Below are 22,877 nucleotides of genomic sequence, written 5' to 3'. Positions count from 1 at the left end.
TTTCAAATTTTGTAGACGAATCATCATGAGGTTGAACCTTGACAAGGACCTCTTTTTACTCCAACGACCAGAGAATCTCCTGAATATGCAGGAAAAAGTTGTACATCAACTCTCCTCCATGTCCCAAAGCTCTTACTACAAAACCATTTTCATCCATTGCAGAAACCCCTACTTCCATTTGCTCATGGTGCTGTGCGGCGGCTTCAACAATCTCTTCAATCAATCCATTTTTGTCTACATTTTCCTTTGTACTATAGAAGATCAGAGTTCCCTGGTGCGTATACTGTTCCAGATTTCCGATGCTGCTGATCGGGATCATGTCAGGTTGAATCAGAACGTTATCTTTCACCACAAGCTTGTTGTTATGATAGATTTCCATGATATTCTGAAAACGTTTCAGTTTAAAAACTTCTCCATAATGTTTTCTCCCACAGGTAATAATCTCGCTGATGATGATCTGACTGTTTTTACCGACATGAATATTGGCTTTACTTTTAAAGTTGGAATCCTCGTGAGGAACAATCGGATGAGGAACATAAGCGAAAGAAGTTTCATCCTCCATAGAAACATTGAGTTCCTGAAGCGCTTTGTTCTGCATGTTGAAAAGCCTTTGGTAGGATTGTGACTGCAACTGAAGCGCAGCTCCTTTTTCAAGTGCAACATCCAAATGATAGTGATCTCCATCCAGAATTCCCGGAGAGGAGCTCATCACCATCTGATAGAGCTTTTTGTCACTTTTTCGCTGCCCAACAGAAACTACTCTGAAAGGAAGCGAGACATAAAGGTCTTTCACATAGGATTCTCCTCCCTTAAATCCTGCAATAATTTTTAAATGACTATCCATTTATCTTACCAAATTCGGTTCTTCAATTTCTTCTAAAAGGGCATATTTTTTAATCCAACCAATTACTTTATCCAGTCCTTCATCTGTTTTGAGGTTGGTGAACACGAAAGGATTTCCTTTTCTCATTCTTCGGGCATCATTTTCCATCACTTCAAGGCTGGCACCTACGTAAGGGGCAAGATCAATTTTATTGATGATCAGTAAATCTGATCTTGTAATACCAGGACCTCCTTTTCTAGGGATTTTTTCTCCTTCTGCTACGTCGATGATAAAGATGGTAACATCTGCAAGGTCCGGGCTGAATGTCGCTGAAAGGTTATCACCTCCACTTTCAATCAAAACCAGTTCGATTTCCGGAAAACGTGCTGCCAGTTCGTCTACCGCTTCAAGGTTCATACTTGCATCTTCACGGATGGCGGTATGAGGACAGCCTCCTGTTTCTACTCCGATAATTCTGTCATGAGGAAGAAGACTATTTTTCGCCATAAATTCAGCATCTTCTTTGGTATAAATATCATTCGTGATGACTCCAAGATCATAAGTCCCGAATAATTTTCTGCTTAAACGTTCCAATAATGCAGTTTTTCCTGAACCTACAGGTCCTGCTACTCCTACTTTTATATATTTTCTGTTTTCCATTTTATTTAAATTTTACTTTTTAACGCTATATGCGCTAAGTTTTTTTTTGTGAATATTTTTCGATCGCAAGGACGTTTCACTCAATGGGCAATTCGTCAATTTGCTCTTTTACCTTTTACCTTCTACGACATATAAAGTCTTGAATAAAGCCTCTCATGCTGCATACACCTGATATCAAAGGCCGTATTACAAAGTCCCACCATATCTCTGTCCAGATCTATAGTTTCTAAAGCTGTTTTTTCCATGACGGGATAGAGTGAAAATAGAATATCCTGTCCATCCAGCTGTCCAAGAGGAACTAATTTTACTGCATTGGTAATCATCCCGGCAACCGAAGTGTAATAGAATCCTAAAAGTGCTTCGTACAAAGGAATTTTCATCAGATACGCATATACTCCAAACACAATACAGTAATGAGAATTGGCTTCTTTATGCTGAACTGCTTTTTCAAAAGCTTCCATAAAAGGAGAATTTTCTCTTCTTTTGAAGATTTTAATCAGTCTGAGACCCAGTTTCTGGCTCGCCTGGCGGATTTCCTTTGGACATTTTATAGCATTACATTCATTATCCAGTTCTAAAAGCTGCTGCAAATCTCCCTTTTGTGCTGCATCATAAGCCAGTTTTACAAAAGCACCGTCATTGAATTTAAGGTTGTACTGAAGCATGTTCTGTACAAATTCTTTCGCGGTTGCCAGATCATGTACAATTCTTTCCTGCACATACGTTTCAAGTCCGTTGGAATGGGTATATCCTCCGATGGGAAGTGTAGGATCTGCAAGGTGAAGCAATCCTGACAGGAAATTTATATTATTCATCTTTCGGAGCCGCCATTTTTAAGATTTTTGTAAAGATTGTGGAGCCGATACTTCCATGTCCATGAGGCTCTACATTAGATTTAAGAAGATTAAGCAGTTTCACAGATTGTTTCTCCGGTTTGAAACCACTTGCTTCCAGCCATCTGAACATCGGCATTTCAAAAGGGAGCAAAACTTTGTCATTCTGAATAAAAAGCGGAATATGCTTGTTCCCGATCTCATAACATACAGTTCCCATTTCCAGCAGTGAAACTGGTGACATCACAATAGCTTCCGTTTCCAGAATGTTGATTGCAATTATTTTTTCGGCATCCTCAAAAAGAATATCTCCTTCCCGTAAGCGTTGCCCTTCTCTGAGAAACTTGATGGCAACATCAGTTCCCTGTCTGGTTTTTTTACGCTGGATTCTTTTGGTGGTTTCAAACCATTCCAGATCAAGATAGTCTATGGTTTTCTCCGTAGGATTTTCAGCAAGATTGCCTATGATTTGATTAATGATCATTTTTGTTTTTTTTTCTGAAGTCTAAGTTTTTGGAGATTCCCACCCCGAATGTTGAACCGCTGATTCCTGCTACGTACCTTTTCGTCCAGCCTTCTTCTTTTGTTTTGGTCTGAAGCATTGAAAGTTCTGCAAATTTGAATTTCAGGGCCCAGCCTCCTCCTAATACTATTCCGATCAAAGGATAGGCACGAAGACGGAATCCGTTAAAATTCTGCATAGCATCCGCTGCTGTTGAAAGTTGCTGTCCCCAAACATAGTGGGCATCCACCTGACCAATCAACATAAAATATTTTCCAAGCATTACTGAAGGACTATACCAGATTCCCGCTTCATTTTGTTTGTAAACTACATTGTGGTCCACTGTATTCTGCGAGTAAGCATAATTAACTCCGACAAGGTCATTATTATTGATGAAGTACCCTACTCCAAGCGGTGCACTGGAAACGGTACTGCTGCTGCTTGATGGTGTTGTAAGTTTTGAATAGTCTAATGAACCGTACACCATAAACTGCCCTTTTGGTCCGTCTTCATCACTTTTAAGCCTGTGTCCGCCCAAAAACTGGGCATTCAGATTTCCTGAAAGTATACATACACCAGCTATCGCAAGAGAAACAACTGTTTTATTTAAATATTTCATTTTACACTTAGTTCTATAATTGTTTTAAAATAGGGTCTGATAAATCTTTTTTTGTTGTTAAATAAACCTAACAGGTTTTTGAAACCTGTTAGGTTTATTTGTAAAATTTATCTTAGAACAAGTAATACAACTGTGTTAAAGGAAGTGTTTCTGCCGGTTCACAAGTGATGTATTCTCCGTCTACCGTTACTTTATAGTTTTCAGGATTCACTTCAATTAAAGGAGTCTTATCATTATGGATAAGGTCTTTTTTTCCAATATTTCTACAGTTTTTCACCGGAAGAATCATTTTTTCCAGTTTGTAAGAAGCAATGGTTCCGTTGTCAATTGAGATCTGAGAAACAAAGTTCGCACAAGTACCAAACTTAGCTTTTCCATGGGCTCCAAACATATTTCTGTAAATAATAGGCTGAGGTGTTGGAATAGAAGCATTAGGATCTCCCATTTTAGCAGCAATAACAAATCCTCCTTTTACAATCATTTCCGGTTTTACTCCAAATAAGGCTGGTTTCCAGATCACCAAATCCGCTAATTTTCCTTCTTCAATAGATCCTACATATTCTGAAATACCATGAGCAATAGCTGGGTTAATGGTATATTTAGCCACATATCTTTTTGCACGGTAATTGTCATTTCCGTTATCTTTATCTTCAGCCAGATCACCTCTCTGCTCTTTCATTTTGCTCGCTGTCTGCCATGTTCTGGTAATCACTTCTCCTGGTCTTCCCATCGCCTGAGAGTCTGAACTCATGATACTGAAAACGCCCATATCATGAAGAATATCTTCTGCTGCAATGGTTTCGGGGCGGATACGTGAATCTGCAAACGCTACATCCTCAGGAATGTTTTTACTCAAATGATGGCAAACCATCAGCATGTCCAGGTGTTCATCGATTGTATTTACGGTGTAAGGACGCGTAGGATTTGTAGAAGCCGGCAACACATTCGGATACATCGCTGCTTTAATAATGTCCGGCGCGTGGCCTCCGCCTGCTCCTTCTGTGTGGAAAGTATGGATTACCCTTCCGTTGATGGCTCTCATGGTATCTTCCAGAAACCCTCCTTCATTCAGAGTATCTGTGTGGATGGCTACCTGAACGTCATATTTATCGGCTACTTTCAATGCTGCATCAATGGTTGCAGGAGTTGCTCCCCAATCTTCATGGATTTTCACTCCCAAAGCACCTGCTTCCACCTGCTCTTCAATGGGTTCTTCAGCGGAACAGTTTCCTTTTCCGAAGAAACCAAGATTCATAGGATATTCTTCTGCTGCTTCCAGCATTTTCTGCATATTGAATCTTCCGGGAGTAACTGTTGTAGCATTGGTTCCGTCATTGGGGCCTGTACCACCGCCAATCATTGTGGTGATTCCGCTGTAAAGAGATGTTTCAATCTGTTGAGGGCAGATGTAGTGAATGTGAGTGTCAATTCCTCCGGCAGTTACAATATATCCTTTCCCTCCGTGAACTTCCGTTGAGGCGCCGATGATCATATTAGGTGTTACACCGTCCATCGTATCAGGGTTTCCGGCTTTTCCGATTCCTACGATCTTTCCGTCTTTGATTCCGATATCTCCTTTTACAATTCCCCAATGGTCAATAATTACCGCTCCTGTGATGCAAAGATCCAGAACGCCTTCGTCTCTTTTGGCCGTGACATTCTGTCCCATCCCGTCACGAACGGTTTTTCCTCCGCCGAAAACGGCTTCGTCTCCGTAATGGGTGAAATCTTTTTCGATTTCAATAATAATTTCAGTATCGCCCAGTCTGATTTTATCTCCGGCTGTAGGACCTAATATATTGGCGTATTGTTTTCTGTCTACGTGTAAGCTCATCTTAATGATTTTTAAAGTTTAACTCTTCAACTTTTGCAAGGCTTACTTTTTTCTGTTCTTCAGAATCTACCTGCCCATCGACAAGATTATTGAAGCCCATTGCTTTTTTGGTTCCTCCTATTTCTACCAATTCCACTTCTTTTTCTTCTCCCGGTTCGAAACGTACTGCAGTACTTGCTACAATATTCAGTCTCTTTCCGAAAGCTTTTTCCCGGTCAAAGCTCATCGCTTTATTAACTTCAAAAAAATGGAAGTGTGAACCTACCTGAATAGGTCTGTCACCTGTATTGGTTACTTTTATTTTCACAGTTTCTCTGCCTTCATTGCAGATAATTATTCCTTCTTTTACAAAAATTTCTCCTGGTATCATAATCAGTAGTATTAGCGGATTGGATTGTGTACGGTGACCAACTTTGTCCCATCCGGGAAGGTTGCTTCAATCTGAACATCGTGGATCATTTCTGAAACGCCTGGCATCACATCTTCTTTGGTCAGAAGGTTGGCTCCTTCCTGCATCAGTTCAGCTACTTTTTTCCCATCTCTCGCTCCTTCAAGCAGAAAGTGGCTGATCAGAGCTATTGATTCCGGGTAGTTTAATTTAAGGCCTCTTGCCTTTCTTTTCAGAGCGAGTTCGCCTGCCAGAAATAGCATAAGCTTCTCCGTTTCTCTCGGTGTTAAGTGCATAATATTTTTTATTTAAAATTGGACAAACAATGTCCTATTCACCTCTCCGTAAAGGCAAACAGACATGTTCAAAAATGTAAATCGGGAATGATTTTTACGAGTCTGTACTCATGGGAATACAAACCATAGCGGATCATTAAAAATTAAAAAGAATTAGCAGCCCGCTATCTGCAGGGAATGATACAGAATGTACCTTGGTGCCGTAATGTAAATACGGTTTTGAACGGGCGCAACCCGTGTGTTGTAAGTATAATCTGCAAAGAAATAGTGGAACCACTGCTGTGCAAGTATTGAATAATCAAATTTTACTTTCTCCCAGTCATTGGAATCCTGTACATCCTGCGCATCTGAAAAACTATAGATTTCAGGCTGGGTCTGCTGATCAGATTTCTGTTGTAAAAGATGAATTTTTGAAAGGATATCAGAATATGGCTGAGTTTTCCCCTTGTGTGCAAAAAGACCTGCACACAACGTTGAGAAAAATATCACAAAAGAGAAAAATAAAACTCTTTTTTTCATACCTGATAATAATGGTGTAAAATTAGAACAATCTTATCCCTCCGGGTATCAAAAAAATTATTTAAAATGTTCAAAATCGCAACAAAAGTGAATTTATATAATTTTAACATTCCATTATAAATCCCTTATTTACAGCCATTAATAGCTATTTTTAAACTATGACAAATATTTTATTGTCCTAATTCCTATAATTACAATAAAATGACGCATTTTTTTCTAAAAGCTAAAAAATCATCAAAACATCCCAGGATTTAATAAAATCTATCATCAAAAAAAGCTTAAATATCATCAGAAAATTCATTTTATATTTTATTTGACAAAAACAGATGTCATTTTTTCTTTCTTTATAATTATTGTAAATTTGTATACACATCTTATTTAATTTAATAAAATAATAAAACGTAATATGTCAAAAGCAATTTCGCAAGTACCATTAGCGGTAAACGAGCCTGTAAACTCATATGAACCGGGATCTCCGGAAGTTAAAAGCCTTATCGACACGTATAAAAAAATGTGGGCTGAAAAGGTAGAAATCCCAATGATCATCAACGGAAAAGAAGTAAAAACTGAAACAAAAGTACAGCTTCAGTCTCCACAGGATCATACGCATGATTTCGGATTCTACTATCAGGGTGGTATGCAGCATGTGGATGACGCTATCAACGCGGCATTGGCAGCTAAACAGGAATGGAATGAACTAGGCTGGGAACAGCGTGCAGCAATTTTCTTAAAGGCAGCTGATCTTTTGGCTGGTCCTTACAGAGATGTAATTAATGCAGCGACAATGATCGGACAGTCTAAAAATGTTCACCAGGCTGAAATTGATTCTGCTTGTGAGTTTATCGACTTCTTAAGATTCAATGTAGAGTTCATGACAGAAATGTATGCTGAGCAGCCGGTTTCTGACAACGGAATCTGGAACCGTGTTGAATACAGACCATTAGAAGGATTCTGCTTTGCAGTAACTCCTTTCAACTTTACTGCGATTTCAGGAAACCTTCCGACTTGTATGGCCATGCTAGGAAACGTAGTGGTTTGGAAGCCGTCTGACAAACAGGTATATTCTGCAAAAGTCATCATGGATGTATTAATTGAAGCGGGTCTTCCTGCAGGAGTTATCAACATGATCTTTACTGATGGAAAGGAAACTGCTGAAAAAGTATTAGCGCACAGAGATTTCGCTGGTCTTCACTTCACAGGGTCTACAAAAGTATTCCAGGGAATGTGGAAAATGATCGGTGATAATATCCACAACTACAGAACATATCCAAGAATCGTTGGAGAAACAGGGGGTAAAGACTTTGTGATTGCTCACCCTTCTGCTAACGTAGAAGCTGTAGCAACTGCATTGGTAAGAGGTGCTTTCGAATATCAGGGACAGAAATGTTCTGCTGCTTCAAGAGCTTATATTCCTAAGTCTCTTTGGGCTGATGTGAAAAAAGTGATGGAAGCTCAGATGAGCACCATCAAAATAGGTTCTCCGGAAGATCCTTCAAACTTCGTAAACGCTGTCATCGACAAGAATTCTTTCGAGAAATGTAAAGGATATATCGACAGAGCTAATGCTTCAGGTGAAGCTACTGTAGCTATCGGTGGTAAAGTAGATGATTCTAAAGGATGGTTTGTACACCCAACAGTAATTGAAACTACAAATCCTCAATACGAAAGTATGGTAGAAGAGATCTTCGGCCCAATCCTTTCTGTATTTGTATATGAAGATCAAGACTGGAAAGAGACCCTTAAGTTAGTAGATTCTTCTTCTCCATATTCATTGACAGGTTCTGTATTCTCACAAGACCGTTACGCAATTAACGAAGCTTACAAGGCTTTAGAGAACGCATCCGGTAACTTCTACATCAATGATAAACCAACGGGTGCCGTAGTAGGACAGCAGCCTTTCGGTGGTGGTAGAGCTTCAGGAACTAATGATAAAGCAGGTTCAAAGATGAATCTTCTAAGATGGACGTCTGTAAGAAGCGTAAAAGAGACTTTTGTTTCTCCAAAAAACTACAAATATCCATACCTTGGGTAATTAATAAATAATGAGTAATAGGCAATGAGTAATTGTTGTCAGTTCTTTGAATACAGCCTCGGAATTTCGGTTTCGGGGCTTTTTTGTAGCGTTTGGGAGTTTGAGAGTGGAGAGTATGGTGGCAATAAAGTATTCCGGATTATCACTTTAAACTTTAAACTCCTAATATCTAATCTCTGTTACCTGTTACCTAACATCTTTTAACAAACTTTACCTATATTTTACGATTCTTCAGACCCTGTTAGGAATAATTGTTGATTTTTCATTAGTACAACACCACAAAATAGAAGAATATGAAAAAGTTATTGCTAACAGCCGTTGGAATAGGAATATTTGCAGTGAGCTGTGGAACCAAAGAATCGACAATGTCAACGAGTAGCCGGGATTCAGCGGCAGTAGGTAATACGCAGAAAAGTATGACACCTTCCACTACTGATACAATGACTACAAAAATGACGAATCCTGATACAATGAAGATAAAAAGGGATTCTATGGCAACGTCTCCTGTAAAATAGTAATTATAACATTCAATCTAACATGGAAATCTGCAGATGAAAGCTCTGCAGATTTTTTTTTATTAAAGATCAGAAATTAAAATGTGAAGTGATAATTAAGTTTTGTTTTGAAAGATGCTTATTTTTTTAAGTTTTCCTAAAACAAATGGATAGATTATTTACGGTTAGCCAGGTTAAGCCAAGCCCTATTTGAATCTTATTAAAACATCTTTTATCTTTTATCTTTTATCTTTTATCTTTTAATTAAATCCTTATATTTGATTAACATCAACAATAAAAATTAACTATTATGAGAAAATTATGGATAGGAACAGTTCTTGGACTTCTTTTCCTTGGAAGCTGTGCTCAAAACAAAGAAAAAAGAGAGGAATATAAAGATGCTCACGATAAAGATTCTTTAAGAAACAGAATGGGTGATTCTGCCGTAGCGAACTCCATACCTTCACCCGCAACCTCCGATACTTCAAAAATAAAAACCGACAGTATAAAAGTTAAATAAAATCACAAATCCACAGAAGTTCTGTGGATTTGCACTTAAAAAAACTTGACTGAAAAAAAACCGGGCAATCAACCCCGATTATAGCATATGGCAGATATTCTGATCAGAATATTTCCTTTAAAAATTTAAAAATGGGAATGCAGTTTCTCTTATAATGATCTTAGTTCAGAAATGAAATAAAAGCGATAAGCTGTAACAGAATTGTTTTGTGCACTGCGAAACTGGCGCAAAGATATGATAGCAAGGGTTTCCTTTAAAATAATAGGTTGTTCATTTTCATGAAAATAGCAATATAGAATTGAATAAAATGCCCGTTTTTAATCATTTTCGGGAAAATGACTACTTTTATATGATCCGGGTTCATTATCCAGATATTTAATGTAAGCTGATGGAGAATAGTCTGTGACCGCCTTAAAGACTGCTGCAAATTTACTGTGGGAAGAAAATCCGCATTCATCAGCAAGGATACTTATTTTATACTGTCTGTACTTCTCATCATTGATCAGTTTGTCTACAATATAATTGATTCTTAAACGGTTGACATAGGTTTTGAAATCCGCATTTTTATGCTGATTGATTACATACGAAAGATATTTTGTATTGGTATTCAGTTCACCTGCAAGAAAAGAAAGGGACATGCCTTTATTGTTATAAAGATCACCTTTTTCAAAATCCTCAAGCAGTTCCAGCAGTTTTGATTCTGTTTCAGGGGTCATCAGAGAATCATTTCTTCTTCTGTCTGTCTCTGAATCTTTCTCATCTATTTCTTCCACAAAAATATTGGAAAACTCAAAATCACCAGATTGTTTTAAAGGATAGTGTGTCCTGTTACCGATCATGTTAAACTGAGTTCTGATGATATTTCTAAGCTTTGACCGCTGTTTCTTCTGTTTCCTTCTAATAAAAATAAACAGACCAACCAATGAAATGGACAGAATGACAATAGCGGCATTCTTTACTCCATTCATCTGCGCATTTTTTTTGTTAACCCTTCCTTTTGGATTTTCAAAATCTTTTATGACAAAACTCTGGTTACGGGCTGCAATACTATCATAAGCACGTATATATTTCACCGCATATAATGAAGCTTTAAAATTGTCTCCAATTCCTTCGTAATAATCATTAATATTGGAATAAACAGCTTTTTTAAGCTTAAGGCTCCTGGATGTATCTGCAATTTTTTCTGCTTTTTTAAGATATAGCTCAGCATCTTTCCAGTTTTTCTGCTTCAGGCGAATACCTCCTAATCCATTATACACCAACCCCAGTGTACAGCTTCCATTGTTCAGCAGGCTTTCTGCTTTTCGATAATAGTCTTCGGAAACAGTATAATCATTAAGCTTGAAATAGACATCTCCCAGCAGCTGATAAGAAGCTGCGGCTGTTCTGTTTCCGTTCTGGCTGTTTATTTTTCCAAAATATTTCAGAGAAGACTCAATATTACGTATTGCATTGGGAAAATTTCCCATTTCCATTTCATAGAAGGCCATTTCCTGATTCAGCAATCCTGCAGCTTCACTCCTTTTCTGAAAATCAACAATCTGACCTGAAGCCTGAAGTCCTTTTACAATATATTTTTTTGATCTTTCGTATAACCCTACCTGTCTATATTGCCGCGCAAGTAATCTGGTCACCACAGCCATCCATTCCGGGTCATTGATCTGATTGATTACCGAGTGGGCATTTTCACTGTAACAGATTGCTTTTTTAAGTTCACCTGCATGATGGTATAATTCTGAAGAAAGTACCAGGCATTTTATTTTCTCTGAAGGTTTTTGCGCCTTCATATAGAGCGAATCTGCAGTTTTGATTGCTTTGGGTAAATCTTTATACGCTGTAACAGAAGAGGTCTTCTCACAGATAAGATCAAAGTTATTTTTTTTCTGAGCGAATATGGGAACTGTTGTTGCCAGCAGAAATAAAAATTGCAAAAGACTTTTAGGCATAGAAAAATAAATTATTATTTTGATTTTATAATAATTCATCATTGATTTCACGGAGTGTCTTTTTGTTTTTTACAAAACTAGTGATATTTTATTTTTTATTAAAATATTATATTGAAATTTAATCATTTAACCCAGAATAGCAATTTACATTAATTTTAATAATAAGACTAAAATAATAGATGATTATCTTTAATATAATCTGATGCCTGTTTTAAAACCAAAGTTCCTGTATAATTATTTTCAATATGAACGGCTCATGTGTCATCATATTTATTACATTTGCATGGAATAAAAAGTTTTTATGAAAAAAATAGCAATACTTTCCTCAATCTTTATAGGGGTCCTTGCGTGGGCACAGGGAATTAAATTTGAAGAAGGCAATTTTGCCTCTATTCTGGCCAAAGCAAAAAAAGAAAAAAAACTGGTCTTTATTGACGCATATGCCTCATGGTGTGGACCTTGTAAACTGATGGTTAAAAATATTTTTCCACTTCAGTCTGTAGGAGATTATTACAATTCTCACTTTATCAATGCTAAAATTGATATGGAAAAAGGAGAAGGAATTGAGCTGGCCAAAAAATATAATGTAAAGGCATTCCCTACTTACCTGTTTATTGATGGAAATGGTGAAGCTGTACACAGAACTTTAGGATATGTGGAAGAAAAAGACTTTATCCAGTTTGCAAAAGACGCGGAAGATCCCAACAAAAGACTGACTTCTCTGAAGCAACAGTTTGAAAAAGGAGAAAAAGATCCTGAGTTTTTAAAGAATCTTGCGGGCCTTACCATGTATAACGATGCTGAGTTTGCCGGGAAAGTTCTTAACCGTTACTTTCAGCAGAAAACAAGTTTAGACCAGGAAGATATCCAAATGCTTCTTTCAGGAGTACAAACTACAGATAGTCCTTTGTATAAAATTTTCCAGGATAAGAAAGCTGATATCGTTAAATTCTTCCCGGAAGATAAATATGAAAAGTTTGATAAAAATATTAAACTGAATACTGTTTCTAAAAAAGCCTATAATCCGGATACAAAGAAATGGGATGATAACTATTTCATGGCTGAAACCCAAAAATTTCTAAGCAAAGAGGAAGCTGACAAGATCTTAAAAAGAATGAAAGCCAACAGAGCTTTGAAGAATAAAGATATTCCTGAATACGAAAAACTAATTCTTGAACTTTACAAAGATTATTCTGCAGTTGGCTCTGAAGAACTGAATTCTCTTGCCTGGAACTTTTTTGAAAATGTGAGCAATAAAGCTTCTCTGGAAAAGGCCATTGCATGGGCGCAGGAATCTGTAAAGAAAGACCAAAACTTTGCCAATACAGATACTTTAGCTAATCTTTACAATAAGGTTGGTGATAAGAAAAATGCAAAAATGTGGGCCGAAAAGTCTATTGAACTGGCAAAAAGCACAGGACAAGATTCTTCCGACACAGAAAAATTATTAAAAAGCCTTTAATAGGGCTCTGTTTATAATACAAAAAACCGCAGAACTGAGGTCCTGCGGTTTTTGTTTATTTTATTAATACTTAATTATTATAGACTAAAACCTGCATCTTGGTAAGCATTGATTCTACGTCACCATTATATCCAGAGTAAGTAGTAGGATTTACATTTACTTTTGCAAGACCTGACCAGGCGGCATACTGAACTTTAAAAGTATATGTACCCGCAGGAAGCGTCACCGATTTTAGAAAAGTTACCGGTGTAGGAAGATCATTCAAACCTCCTCCAGCTCCTATTTTAGTGGTATAGGCTGATGATATTTTAACATTATTCTGTGCTAAAATAAAAACCCCCTGACTGGAAACGCCACCACTAGGGAAATTAGTGGCATATCCAAGAATGGTAAACAGAAAAGTTTGGGTACGTCCTGTTGGCACTGTTAAGGTAATTGTTACTCCAGGTACGTCAATTGTTGTTCCCTGAGCTGCGGTTGCTTCGGTAGTTCCCTGCACATAATAAGCACTGTTAATGGTTCCGCTTATCGTATTCAGGGTTTGCCATGAAGGAGCTGCCGCTGCACCATTAGAAGTTAAAATCTGACCGGTGGTTCCTGCTGAACCTGCAGTTGTGGCATTTCCTCCTACATTTAATTCATTCACTACCTGTAATGCACCGTTAACGTGCAAAGTTTTCTGAGGAGTAGAGGTTTGTATCCCCACCTGCGCACAGAAGGATAAGGGAACTAAAAAAGTTCCAAGTAATAAATAGTTTTTCATTTCTTTGTTTTTAGAATTTTTAACAGAATAAAAATACAATAAAAAATAATCGAAAAAATTATAGTATAATAAATATTTTCAATCAAAAACAATAAATTATATTACAATCTCTATAATTTAAAACTAATAAAAAGTTAAAAGCTTTATATAGCAAAAAACCCTAAACTAAAGCCTATGGTTTTTATTTTGATCTTAATTATTATAGACTAAAATCTGCATCTTGGTAAGCATAGACTCTGTATCCCCATTATATCCACCGTAAGTAGTAGGATTTACATTTACTTTTGCAGTACCTGACCAAGCAGCATACTGTACTTTAAAAGTATATGTACCCGCAGGAAGCGTCACCGATTTTAGAAAGGTTACCGGAACGGGAAGGTCTACTAATCCTCCTCCATTTCCTATTTTGGTGGTATACGCTGACGATATTTTAACATTATTCTGGGCCAGAATAAAAACCCCCTGACTGGAAACGCCACCACTAGGGAAATTAGTGGCATATCCAAGAATGGTAAACAGAAAAGTTTGGGTACGTCCTGTTGGCACCGTTAAGGTAATTGTTGCTCCAGGTACGTCAATTGTTGTACCCTGAGCCGCGGTTGCTTCGGTAGTTCCCTGCACATAATAGGCACTGTTAATGGTTCCGCTTATCGTATTCAGGGTTTGCCATGAAGGAGCTGCCGCTGCACCATTAGAAGCTAAAATCTGACCGGTGGTTCCTGCTGAACCTGCAGTTGTGGCATTTCCTCCTACATTTAATTCATTCACTACCTGTAATGCACCGTTAACGTGCAAAGTTTTCTGAGGAGTAGAGGTCTGTATCCCCACCTGTGCACAGAAGAATAAGGGAACTAAAAAAGTTCCAAGTAATAAATAGTTTTTCATTTTTTTGTTTTTAGAATTTTTAACAGAATAAAATTACAACAAAAAACAATTGAAAAAATTATAATATAATAACTATTTTCAATCAAAAATAATAAATTACATTATAATTTCTATAATTTAAAACGAATAAAAAGTTTAATGATCTTTTTCATATTCAAATACCCAAACCAATTATTACAGTTAACATAAAAAAGTTAAAAGCTTTATATAGCAAAAAACCATAAACAATAGTTTATGGTTTTTTGACTTATTTTTTATCCTAGTTATTATATATTAAAATCTGCATTTTGGTAAGCATACATTCTGTATCCAGATCATATCCTGAATATGTAGTCGGATTTACATTCACTTTCGCAAGCCCGTACCAGGCAGAATACTGTACTTTAAAAGTATATGTACCCGCAGGAAGTGTTACCGATTTTAAAAAAGTTACCGGAACGGGAAGATCATTTAGCCCTCCTCCACCAACTCCGATCTTAGTTGTATAACCTGACGATATTTTAACGCCATCCTGTAACAAACTGAAGACCCCTTGTGAACTATTTCCTCCAGAAGGATAATTCGTAGCATATCCCAAAATAGTAAACAAAAGTGTCTGTGTTCTTCCTGCGGGAACTGTAATGGTATAGGTAATTCCCGGCACATCAATAGTAGCGCCCTGTGCTGCAGTCGCTTCTGTAGTTCCCTGAACATAGACTGCTTTACTAACACTTCCGCTTATCGTATTCAGAGTCTGCCATGAAGGGGCAGCCCCTGCTCCCTGAGAAGTCAAAATCTGGCCGGAGGTTCCTGCTGAGCCAGCTGTTGTGGCATTGCCTCCAACATTTATTTCATTCACTACTTGTAGTGAACCATTAACATGTAAAGTTTTTTGGGGAGTTGTCGTTTGTATTCCAATTTGTGAAAACAAGGATAATGGAACTAGAAAAGTTCCAAGTAATAAATTCTTTTTCATCTTGTTAAATTTAAAGTTAATATATCTTATAAATCATGTCAAATGTGCAACATAAATTTAAATAAAATATTGACACCGTAAACAAAAAAAGAAATAAAAATCAAACTCATAATAAAGTGAATTATAAGCTATTAAAAAAGTGAGCCGGACTCAATATCCGGCTCACTTTTTATAATTCAAAATTAATATTCAAAAAGAACACTACCCCATGTAAATCCACTTCCAAATGCTGAAAGAAGTACAAGATCACCTCTTTTTATTTTTCCCTGCTCAATTGCTTCGCTTAAAGCAATGGGAATAGAAGCTGCTGTTGTATTTCCATATTTCTGGATATTGTTGAAGACTTTCTCATTCGGTAATCCGAATTTTTCCTGTACAAACTGGGCAATTCTCAGGTTCGCCTGGTGCGGAATAAACATATCAAGATCTTCAACCGTCTTTCCTGCTTTGTTCAAAGCTTCCATCATGGTTTCAGGGAATCTTGTTACCGCATGCTTGAATACGAAGTTTCCGTTCATGATCGGATATACTTCTTTGTTCGTTACATTTTCAGGATCTTTTCTCATTCTGTCACTCCATCCGAATTTTGAACCCGGGAACTGGGTACAAAGATCGTCAGCATATTTTCCTTCAGAATGCATATTCATCGCTAAAATATCTCCTGCATTTTCATCTTCTGATGCAGAAAGAACGATTGCTCCTGCCCCATCACCAAAAATAACCGACACTCCTCTACCTTCGTCAGAAAAATCCAGTCCGAAGGAGTGAACCTCTGCTCCTACCACAAGAATATTTTTATAGGTACCTGATTTGATGAATGCATTGGCCACACTCATAGAATACACAAATCCTGAACACTGATTTCTTACATCCAATGCTCCGATCGTATCACATCCCAGCATATCCTGAAGCAGGACACCACATCCCGGAAAATAATAATCCGGTGAAAGTGTTGCAAAAACAATGTAATCAATATCTTTTGAGGTAAGACCAGCATTACGGATGGCTTTTTCTGCAGCTTTAAAACCTAGATAAGCGCTGGTTTCCTGAGAGTCATATCTGTTTTTTCTGTGTCTTCTTTCCTTGATACCTGTTCTTTCCGTAATCCACTCGTCATTGGTAGTCATTAGTTTTGCTAAATCATCATTTGTAACAACGTTATCTGGAACATAAAATCCCACACCTTTTATTGTACTTTTAATCATATAGTTTTTTAATTTTGGCAAAGATAAAACTTATTTAACACATAGTTTTTCAAAATATTAGTATTTTTACTTTATGCCAATTGATACGATATACAGAACCTCCCAGTGCGAATGGGTAGATGTAGAGGCTCCTACTTTAGAAGACCTGAAATTTCTTCATGAAAGATATGAAATCAACAACCTTCTTCTGGAAGATACGATGGACCCTAATCACCTTCCGAAATATGAAGAAGACGGGAATGTAAAATTCTTTTTACTCCGAGAAAGTACCGAACTGGAAAGAAAGAATTTGAATACCATCAGTGATATCAGCACCAAAATCGGAATCTTTCTTGTGGAAAATACCATTATTACTATCCACAGGATGAAAACCAGAAGTATTTCCGAGACCAAGAAAAAAGTGTCTTTGATTCAGGAAGATCTTAAACCTCAGCAAATCATGCTGATGATTGCTATATTGATCATGAAAAGTTTTGATGATGAATCTTTAAGCCTGTTCGAAACGATGGACAATATTGAGAATGAGATTTTCCTTAAAAATACCAATCATACCAGCCAGATCCGCCGTCTTTACAAGCTGAAACGAAAATCTGGATTAAACTCCCGTGTACTGGTAATTTCTACAGATGCTATTGATAAATTTAAACTGCTGAATTTACAGGACTCAGAAATTGTCGATTTGAAAGATAAGCATAAGGATGTAGTTGCCGATTTTGATCATTTAAACATTCAGATTACCAACCTTATTTCCATGTTCCTGGCACTTTCGGACCAAAAAGCCAACCAGGTGATGAAGGTGTTGGCCATTTATTCTGTTTACTTTTTACCCATCACTTTCATTGCCGGGGTTTATGGGATGAATTTCGATAATATGCCTGAGCTTCATCATAAGTATGGCTATTTTATAACATTGGGAGCGATGGCTACTGTTGTGATCAGTACATTTATTTATGTAAGGCGAAAACAGTGGTGATTCGTTTTTATATCAATACATAGGCACAAAGATTTTGATCACCCAATTGATCATCTTTATCTTTTACCGGCACATCCTCAAAACAAAATACCATGACTACCGAAAACCTCAACAAAATTCTGGAAGATCCTTCTCTTTCACAGACATCCAAAGATAAATTGCTTGCTTTACACGGGAATATAGCTGCCAAAGAATTCTCTGATCTTCTGGATCAGTCCGGTAATCAGTATATAGAATTTGTACAGGAAGGTGGCGGTGTCTGGGGAAGTGCATTGGTAGGCTATCTTTATGGACTGGAAATATTTGGAATCCGTTTTCTGAAAGTAGCAGGAACAAGTGCCGGAGCTATTAACACCATGCTTATTGCAGCCTGCAAAACCAAAGAAGAAGCTAAAAGTGAGCTGATCAAGGATATTCTTTTCAGCTGGAATTTTGCAGATTTTATGGATGGAAAAACGTATGTAAAAACGACGCTCCATGCTATGCTGAACAATAAAGATTTCTTTAAGATCAATGCTGTTATTGCCGTTATCCTTTTTATAATTCTGATCAGCATTCCTTTTCTGGCACCTTCAACTACGATCCAGAATGCCAAACTGATGTTTCTGATTCCCTTGATTCCGGCTGTCATCCTCTTTTTCTGCATCCAAAAACTGTATAATAATTTCAGGAAAGAAAACAGCGGACTGAATCCCGGAAATATTTTTCAAAATACCATGCAAAATGCGCTGGATCAATTTGGAATAAAAACAGTTGCCCATCTTAACGAAAAATTCATTCAGAAAGAAAAAGACCTTAATCTCAGCTACCGCTATGGGAACGGGCAGGAATATTATCTTATGGCTTTGCAAAGCATTGAAAAAATTAAAGTCAAAAATCAGGAACATATCGACCAAACCCGATACAGAATTTTCTACGAAAGCGCCGTCAACAATGATTATTATAAAAACAATCCCTTCTACCTTCTGAAGTCTGAATATGTAATTATTACCACAGATATCAATGCTAAAATTAAAGTAGAACTTCCTACGATGGCTAATCTCTACTGGTCTGAAGAGGAACTGAAGCACATCAGCCCTGCTGAATTTGTAAGGGCTTCTATGGCAGTTCCTTTTTTCTTTGAACCTTTCCAGAAACAAATCAATAAAGATGATGATTCTGTAAAATATGCCTGGAGGTATTGGATGAATACCCAACCGGAAAATATAAATCCAGCAGGAGTTTTCATTGATGGCGGCAGTATCTCCAACTTCCCTATTGACCTTTTTCACGCTGATGAAGTTTTTTATCCGAGAATGCCTCTTTTTGGGGTACAGCTAACCAGTGATTCTGCCATTCTTTCTGAAAAAGGGAAAACCAGTGAAGAAATTCTTAAAACACCGTTCAGCTATGCTGGAAATATCATCAGCACTCTGAAAGGGTTTAATGATAAAACATTCCTTACCAAACATACTTTTTATAAGCTATACAGCATACAGACCGTTAACTGTGGGACTAGCAGCTGGCTGAATTTCTTCATGAAAAGAGAAGAAAAGGAAGAACTCTTCAACAGAGGTTTTCAGGCTGCCCTTGATTTTCTCAACACATTTGATTGGGAAAAGTACAAATATGAAAGAATGATGCTTACGATGAAGGAGAAAAAAATACTCAAAGAAGAGGATACTCCTACGGTGGGATAAGGATTTTAGTTTTTAAATTTTACCAACATTACAAATAAAACACGATGACGAAATACATCTGCCAATGCTGCGGTGAAGAGAAAGAAGACTGGCCTGCGATAGCCTATAATGCCCCTTATTTCTATTACTGCTTATCGGAAGAGGAGTTAAAAAATACTGAACTTACCTCAGATGTATGTGTCGTTGAAGATCCTGAAGATACCCATAGATTTATCCGTACTGTTCTGGTACAGGAAGTTACGGATGACTGCAGAGATTTGGATTATGGAATCTGGGTTTCACTGAGTGAAAAAAACTTTAATGAATATGTTGAAAACTATGATAACAAGGAATTTCAAGCTGAATATTTCGGATGGCTTTCCACCTATCTTCCGGATTATGAGTTTGAGGAAAGTGTTCCTACAACCGTGGTAGTCAATAATTCTATCGGGCGTCCATTTGTTTATCCTCACCAAAGCTATGAGCATCCGTTTGTATACGACTTTTATAATGGCATTACAAAAGAAGAAGCAGAGAAAAGAATAAATAGGGTTTTAAATAAAGAATAAATGAACTGGATTATCAGAAGTACAAAAAGGTTAAATTCCATACCAATCTTCAAGAGGTTTTGAAACTTATATGGAATGATCTTGCCATTTATAAATGGATTTTGACGGATTTAGATTTTATATCTGATCAGACTCTTCCCATTAATTTTGATGAAGATTATTTTGTGTTGGATCATCCGGAATTTGAACAGCTCTATCAAAGTAATACTCAGATCATTTGGGGGATCATTTCAGCCGTTCCAAATACTATTGAACCCGATACTTCAGCCTTTTCTATCTTATCTGTTGAAGATACAAGTGTTTGGAAACCTGATCATTTTTTAATTCAGGAAAGCATTTTAGAAATTATTGCTTTTGACAGCGGATATACCCTTGTGAAATTTAAAGATATAAATCTTTCAGATACATTTAAAGAATACTTCCAGGAACAGGCAATAGATCTGCAGAAGTTCAACGAGAAACATAGAACTGGAGCATGAAAAAATTGATCTCAGAAAAATTTCATATTATTCTTTTGATACTCACTTTAGGATGTATCATATTCTGTTTAATTAGTGCCAATTTAGGAACTAATGGCATCCTTAAAAACCCTAAATATACCATTGGAGAAGCTATATCAGACTGGCATCACAAAAACAATAATGGTGTAGGAATAGATTACAAATATGATGTTAATGGTATTATCTATTCTAAAACGGCCAATTTCTCTTATAAGAAAGGAGATAAATTTCTGATCATTTTTGATTCTATAAAACCCAATAATTCAGCGATACTTGACATCTATTCTATTGAAAACTACCTTATAGATGTAAAAGTTCCTTCAAAAGGCTGGAAATATCAGGATGTTCCCTTTAATATTGACAGTAATACCATAAAGAAATATGTACAGGACTGGAATGTGGAACCTTTTGAATACATACAAAAGTAAGTTGAACCCGTTTTAATTCAAGTTCAATTTTACTCTCATTCAGTTATAAATTGTCCAGAAACTCCAGATACATCGGAACACTTCTGTTGATCCATTCATCGGAAGAATCTCTTTCAATTCCATAATACACGAATGGTTTTTTATAATCGGCTTTTATATAATCGAAAGTCAGTTCATAAGGTCGGAAAAGTTCATTCATCGTGTATTTATATTCCCCTGTTTCAGAATATCCATCTTCATCTATTCCTGCGGTAACAGCCAGTGTCATTTTCTTTCCGGCCAGTTTGAAACCGCTGTTGCTTCCATACGCCCAGCCGTATAAAACGACTTCATCCAGCCATTGTTTTAAAAGCGGCGGGCTGCTAAACCAGTAAAAAGGAAACTGAAATACAATCTTGTCATACGCTTCCATCATCTTCTGCTCTTCTACCACATTGATTTTTCCATCAGGATAAGCTTCGTACAGTTGATGAACCGTGTATTTTTCAGGATATTTTTTTAACTCGTCAATCCATTTTTTATTAATCACTGATTTTTCAATATCAGGATGGGTAACAATTACTAAAGTCTTCATTCTGTTTAAATTTCTGTTACAAAATTACAACATGTAACTTACATTTTGTACATTAGCAACCTATTGTATGGTACTATAAAAAATGTAAGTAATGACTAAAATAAAGGAAACCTCTACCAATTTTGCCAATAAGAAAGCCCTTGCTGATGAATGTCCGGAAATCTATGCCTCCAACACTATCGGAGGGCAATGGGCATTGGCCATCTGTTGTTATCTGATCAACGGGAAAATGAGATTCGGAGAACTTAGAAAAAAGCTTCAGAATATTACTGAACGTATGCTTACACTTCAGCTCCGCAGACTGGAAGAAGACAAAATTATTACAAGAACCGTATATGCAGAAGTTCCGCCAAGAGTAGAATATGAACTTACAGAAATTGGCTATAAGTTGAAGCCTATCATTCTCGAATTTGAAAAATGGGGAAATGAGCATAAGGAACTGATGAAACAAGCATCAAAAGATAATTGAAAAATGAGATTCCTACGGAATGACTGAGTGTATGCATAATGTTAAATACTTCTATCTGTCACTCCGTAGTAATCCCTATATATTATTTCACTGTTTTTTCTTCCACAAAGGCTTTTGAGCTAATACTTTTGCGTGAATCGGGCAGCTTTCATGATGAGCGCCTTTTAGATATCCGGTGCTCATAAGAAATTCGTTTACAATTTCTCCACCAGTGAATTTGAATGTTTTTTTGAAAAGCTTCATCCATTCCTGCAAAGTCAGTGGATGATGATGCTCCAGCCATTTTTCAAAAGAACCAAATTCCTTTTGTAATGCAATGATTGTTTTAGCATTTTCAATGGCAGCATTTACTTTTAGCTTATTCCTTATAATTCCCGGATCGCTCAATAATCTTTCACGGTCTTCTTCTGTATAATCTGCTATTTTCTGAATATCAAATTGGTCATATGCTTTTCTGAAACTCTCTTCTTTTTTCAGAACCGTTTCCCAGCTTAATCCTGCCTGATTGATTTCAAGAATCAGTCTTCCAAACAATTCATTATCATCATGAATAGGAAACCCATAATAATGGTCATGGTAATTTTTGTGCAGTTCTTTTCTGCTTTCGGGCTGCATTCCTTCTATTGCTAAACAATAACTCATTACAATATATTTTCTGTTTTCGTTAAAAATTTGTCCACGGCTTCGTTAATATTAATTCCTGTACGGTCTGCCAGAACAATCAGCCACCAGATATTTTCGGCTAATTTATGCTCCAGTTCTTCTGCTGAATCTTTCTTCAGCCATGTTTTCTGATGGGACATTACATTCCTCCCTACCAATCCGGCATCGGTAAGATATGCAAGTGCATCTTCTTCCAATGACCATTCTTTTCCGTTGCTTTTTATTTCCAGCTGATGATACTTCTCTCTGATGTCTAAAGAACGTTTGACGATGGTATCAAAATTATTGGTGTCCATATTTCTCTGTT

27 protein-coding genes are annotated in these 22,877 nt (G+C 36.9%); 10 read left to right on the top strand and 17 right to left on the bottom strand.

What is annotated here, in order from left to right; translation table 11 throughout:
* Positions 1–55: 55 nt before the first annotated feature.
* The 9 genes from KBP46_RS21825 to KBP46_RS21785 form a co-directional block, all read right to left on the bottom strand.
* Positions 56–844 (bottom strand): urease accessory protein UreD, encoded by a 789-nt coding sequence (locus KBP46_RS21825; RefSeq protein WP_062674606.1) that lies wholly within the window; start codon positions 842–844, stop codon positions 56–58.
* Complete coding sequence (gene ureG, locus KBP46_RS21820) at positions 845–1,483, bottom strand: urease accessory protein UreG (RefSeq protein WP_047094673.1); 639 nt, start codon at positions 1,481–1,483, stop codon at positions 845–847.
* A 122-nt stretch (positions 1,484–1,605) separates the two neighbouring features.
* Positions 1,606–2,298 carry an urease accessory protein UreF gene (locus KBP46_RS21815; RefSeq protein WP_216444163.1) on the bottom strand — a complete coding sequence of 231 codons (693 nt, stop codon included), beginning with the start codon at positions 2,296–2,298 and terminating at the stop codon, positions 1,606–1,608.
* On the bottom strand, positions 2,291–2,800 hold the full coding sequence (gene ureE, locus KBP46_RS21810) for an urease accessory protein UreE (RefSeq protein ID WP_216444162.1): 510 nt from the start codon (positions 2,798–2,800) through the stop codon (positions 2,291–2,293). Before ureE ends, KBP46_RS21815 begins: the two co-directional genes overlap by 8 nt.
* Positions 2,790–3,437 carry a hypothetical protein gene (locus KBP46_RS21805; RefSeq protein ID WP_216444161.1) on the bottom strand — a complete coding sequence of 216 codons (648 nt, stop codon included), beginning with the start codon at positions 3,435–3,437 and terminating at the stop codon, positions 2,790–2,792. Before KBP46_RS21805 ends, ureE begins: the two co-directional genes overlap by 11 nt.
* 112 nt (positions 3,438–3,549) lie before the next feature.
* Positions 3,550–5,271, bottom strand: coding sequence for an urease subunit alpha (gene ureC / locus KBP46_RS21800; RefSeq protein WP_216444160.1), 1,722 nt, complete (start codon positions 5,269–5,271; stop codon positions 3,550–3,552).
* Between the two features lies 1 nt (position 5,272).
* Positions 5,273–5,641, bottom strand: coding sequence for an urease subunit beta (gene ureB / locus KBP46_RS21795; RefSeq protein WP_216444159.1), 369 nt, complete (start codon positions 5,639–5,641; stop codon positions 5,273–5,275).
* A gap of 11 nt (positions 5,642–5,652) precedes the next feature.
* Positions 5,653–5,955, bottom strand: a complete 303-nt coding sequence (gene ureA / locus KBP46_RS21790) for an urease subunit gamma (RefSeq protein WP_034697260.1) — start codon at positions 5,953–5,955, stop codon at positions 5,653–5,655.
* A gap of 153 nt (positions 5,956–6,108) precedes the next feature.
* Positions 6,109–6,474 carry a hypothetical protein gene (locus KBP46_RS21785; RefSeq protein ID WP_216444158.1) on the bottom strand — a complete coding sequence of 122 codons (366 nt, stop codon included), beginning with the start codon at positions 6,472–6,474 and terminating at the stop codon, positions 6,109–6,111.
* A 406-nt stretch (positions 6,475–6,880) separates the two neighbouring features.
* Between KBP46_RS21785 and pruA the strand changes: the two genes are divergently transcribed.
* The 3 genes from pruA to KBP46_RS21770 all read left to right on the top strand — a co-directional run bounded on the left by pruA (position 6,881) and on the right by KBP46_RS21770 (position 9,520).
* Positions 6,881–8,506: an L-glutamate gamma-semialdehyde dehydrogenase gene (pruA, locus tag KBP46_RS21780; protein ID WP_062674595.1), complete on the top strand. Its 1,626-nt coding sequence runs from the start codon at positions 6,881–6,883 to the stop codon at positions 8,504–8,506.
* A gap of 365 nt (positions 8,507–8,871) precedes the next feature.
* Positions 8,872–9,021 carry a hypothetical protein gene (locus KBP46_RS21775; RefSeq protein ID WP_253297105.1) on the top strand — a complete coding sequence of 50 codons (150 nt, stop codon included), beginning with the start codon at positions 8,872–8,874 and terminating at the stop codon, positions 9,019–9,021.
* Between the two features lie 289 nt (positions 9,022–9,310).
* Positions 9,311–9,520 carry a hypothetical protein gene (locus KBP46_RS21770; protein WP_123279477.1) on the top strand — a complete coding sequence of 70 codons (210 nt, stop codon included), beginning with the start codon at positions 9,311–9,313 and terminating at the stop codon, positions 9,518–9,520.
* Between the two features lie 317 nt (positions 9,521–9,837).
* Here KBP46_RS21770 and KBP46_RS21765 read toward each other — a convergent pair whose 3' ends face one another.
* A complete protein-coding gene (locus KBP46_RS21765; protein WP_216444157.1) occupies positions 9,838–11,466 on the bottom strand; it encodes an AraC family transcriptional regulator in 1,629 nt (542 codons plus the stop codon).
* A gap of 301 nt (positions 11,467–11,767) precedes the next feature.
* On the opposite strand from KBP46_RS21765, the gene KBP46_RS21760 reads away from it, so the two are divergent.
* Positions 11,768–12,928 carry a thioredoxin family protein gene (locus KBP46_RS21760; RefSeq protein ID WP_216444156.1) on the top strand — a complete coding sequence of 387 codons (1,161 nt, stop codon included), beginning with the start codon at positions 11,768–11,770 and terminating at the stop codon, positions 12,926–12,928.
* A gap of 70 nt (positions 12,929–12,998) precedes the next feature.
* Here the strand turns inward: KBP46_RS21760 and KBP46_RS21755 are convergent, their stop codons facing one another.
* The 4 genes from KBP46_RS21755 to KBP46_RS21740 form a co-directional block, all read right to left on the bottom strand.
* Positions 12,999–13,691 (bottom strand): hypothetical protein, encoded by a 693-nt coding sequence (locus KBP46_RS21755; protein ID WP_131797515.1) that lies wholly within the window; start codon positions 13,689–13,691, stop codon positions 12,999–13,001.
* 192 nt (positions 13,692–13,883) lie between these two features.
* Positions 13,884–14,576 (bottom strand): hypothetical protein, encoded by a 693-nt coding sequence (locus KBP46_RS21750; RefSeq protein WP_216444155.1) that lies wholly within the window; start codon positions 14,574–14,576, stop codon positions 13,884–13,886.
* Between the two features lie 259 nt (positions 14,577–14,835).
* A complete protein-coding gene (locus tag KBP46_RS21745; protein WP_216444154.1) occupies positions 14,836–15,531 on the bottom strand; it encodes a hypothetical protein in 696 nt (231 codons plus the stop codon).
* A gap of 182 nt (positions 15,532–15,713) precedes the next feature.
* Positions 15,714–16,736, bottom strand: a complete 1,023-nt coding sequence (locus tag KBP46_RS21740) for a 3-oxoacyl-ACP synthase III family protein (RefSeq protein ID WP_062674578.1) — start codon at positions 16,734–16,736, stop codon at positions 15,714–15,716.
* 73 nt (positions 16,737–16,809) lie between these two features.
* Here KBP46_RS21740 and KBP46_RS21735 point away from each other — a divergent pair, with 73 nt between their 5' ends.
* The 5 genes from KBP46_RS21735 to KBP46_RS21715 all read left to right on the top strand — a co-directional run bounded on the left by KBP46_RS21735 (position 16,810) and on the right by KBP46_RS21715 (position 20,864).
* On the top strand, positions 16,810–17,709 hold the full coding sequence (locus KBP46_RS21735) for a CorA family divalent cation transporter (protein WP_062674576.1): 900 nt from the start codon (positions 16,810–16,812) through the stop codon (positions 17,707–17,709).
* A gap of 92 nt (positions 17,710–17,801) precedes the next feature.
* A complete protein-coding gene (locus tag KBP46_RS21730; protein ID WP_216444153.1) occupies positions 17,802–19,388 on the top strand; it encodes a patatin-like phospholipase family protein in 1,587 nt (528 codons plus the stop codon).
* Positions 19,389–19,432: 44 nt separating this feature from the next.
* A complete protein-coding gene (locus KBP46_RS21725) occupies positions 19,433–19,936 on the top strand; it encodes a DUF2199 domain-containing protein (protein ID WP_216444152.1) in 504 nt (167 codons plus the stop codon).
* Between the two features lie 59 nt (positions 19,937–19,995).
* Positions 19,996–20,415, top strand: a complete 420-nt coding sequence (locus KBP46_RS21720) for a hypothetical protein (RefSeq protein WP_216444151.1) — start codon at positions 19,996–19,998, stop codon at positions 20,413–20,415.
* Positions 20,412–20,864, top strand: a complete 453-nt coding sequence (locus KBP46_RS21715; protein WP_123279470.1) for a hypothetical protein — start codon at positions 20,412–20,414, stop codon at positions 20,862–20,864. Before KBP46_RS21720 ends, KBP46_RS21715 begins: the two co-directional genes overlap by 4 nt.
* Positions 20,865–20,907: 43 nt before the next feature.
* Here the strand turns inward: KBP46_RS21715 and KBP46_RS21710 are convergent, their stop codons facing one another.
* A complete protein-coding gene (locus tag KBP46_RS21710; protein WP_216444150.1) occupies positions 20,908–21,438 on the bottom strand; it encodes an NAD(P)H-dependent oxidoreductase in 531 nt (176 codons plus the stop codon).
* A 91-nt stretch (positions 21,439–21,529) separates the two neighbouring features.
* On the opposite strand from KBP46_RS21710, the gene KBP46_RS21705 reads away from it, so the two are divergent.
* Entirely contained in the window at positions 21,530–21,907 is a 378-nt protein-coding gene (locus KBP46_RS21705; protein ID WP_062674569.1) for a helix-turn-helix domain-containing protein, read from the top strand.
* Positions 21,908–21,994: 87 nt separating this feature from the next.
* Here the strand turns inward: KBP46_RS21705 and KBP46_RS21700 are convergent, their stop codons facing one another.
* Both KBP46_RS21700 and KBP46_RS21695 read right to left on the bottom strand, forming a co-directional pair.
* Positions 21,995–22,549, bottom strand: coding sequence for a DNA-3-methyladenine glycosylase I (locus KBP46_RS21700; protein ID WP_062674568.1), 555 nt, complete (start codon positions 22,547–22,549; stop codon positions 21,995–21,997).
* Positions 22,549–22,866: a MazG-like protein gene (locus KBP46_RS21695; RefSeq protein WP_216444149.1), complete on the bottom strand. Its 318-nt coding sequence runs from the start codon at positions 22,864–22,866 to the stop codon at positions 22,549–22,551. Before KBP46_RS21695 ends, KBP46_RS21700 begins: the two co-directional genes overlap by 1 nt.
* Between the last annotated feature and the right edge of the window lie 11 nt (positions 22,867–22,877).

Origin of the sequence: Chryseobacterium sp. PCH239 (genome assembly GCF_018924625.1) — a bacterium.
In the GTDB taxonomy this organism is placed as follows: domain Bacteria; phylum Bacteroidota; class Bacteroidia; order Flavobacteriales; family Weeksellaceae; genus Chryseobacterium; species Chryseobacterium cucumeris.
This window is presented reverse-complemented; position numbering and strand designations above follow the sequence as displayed.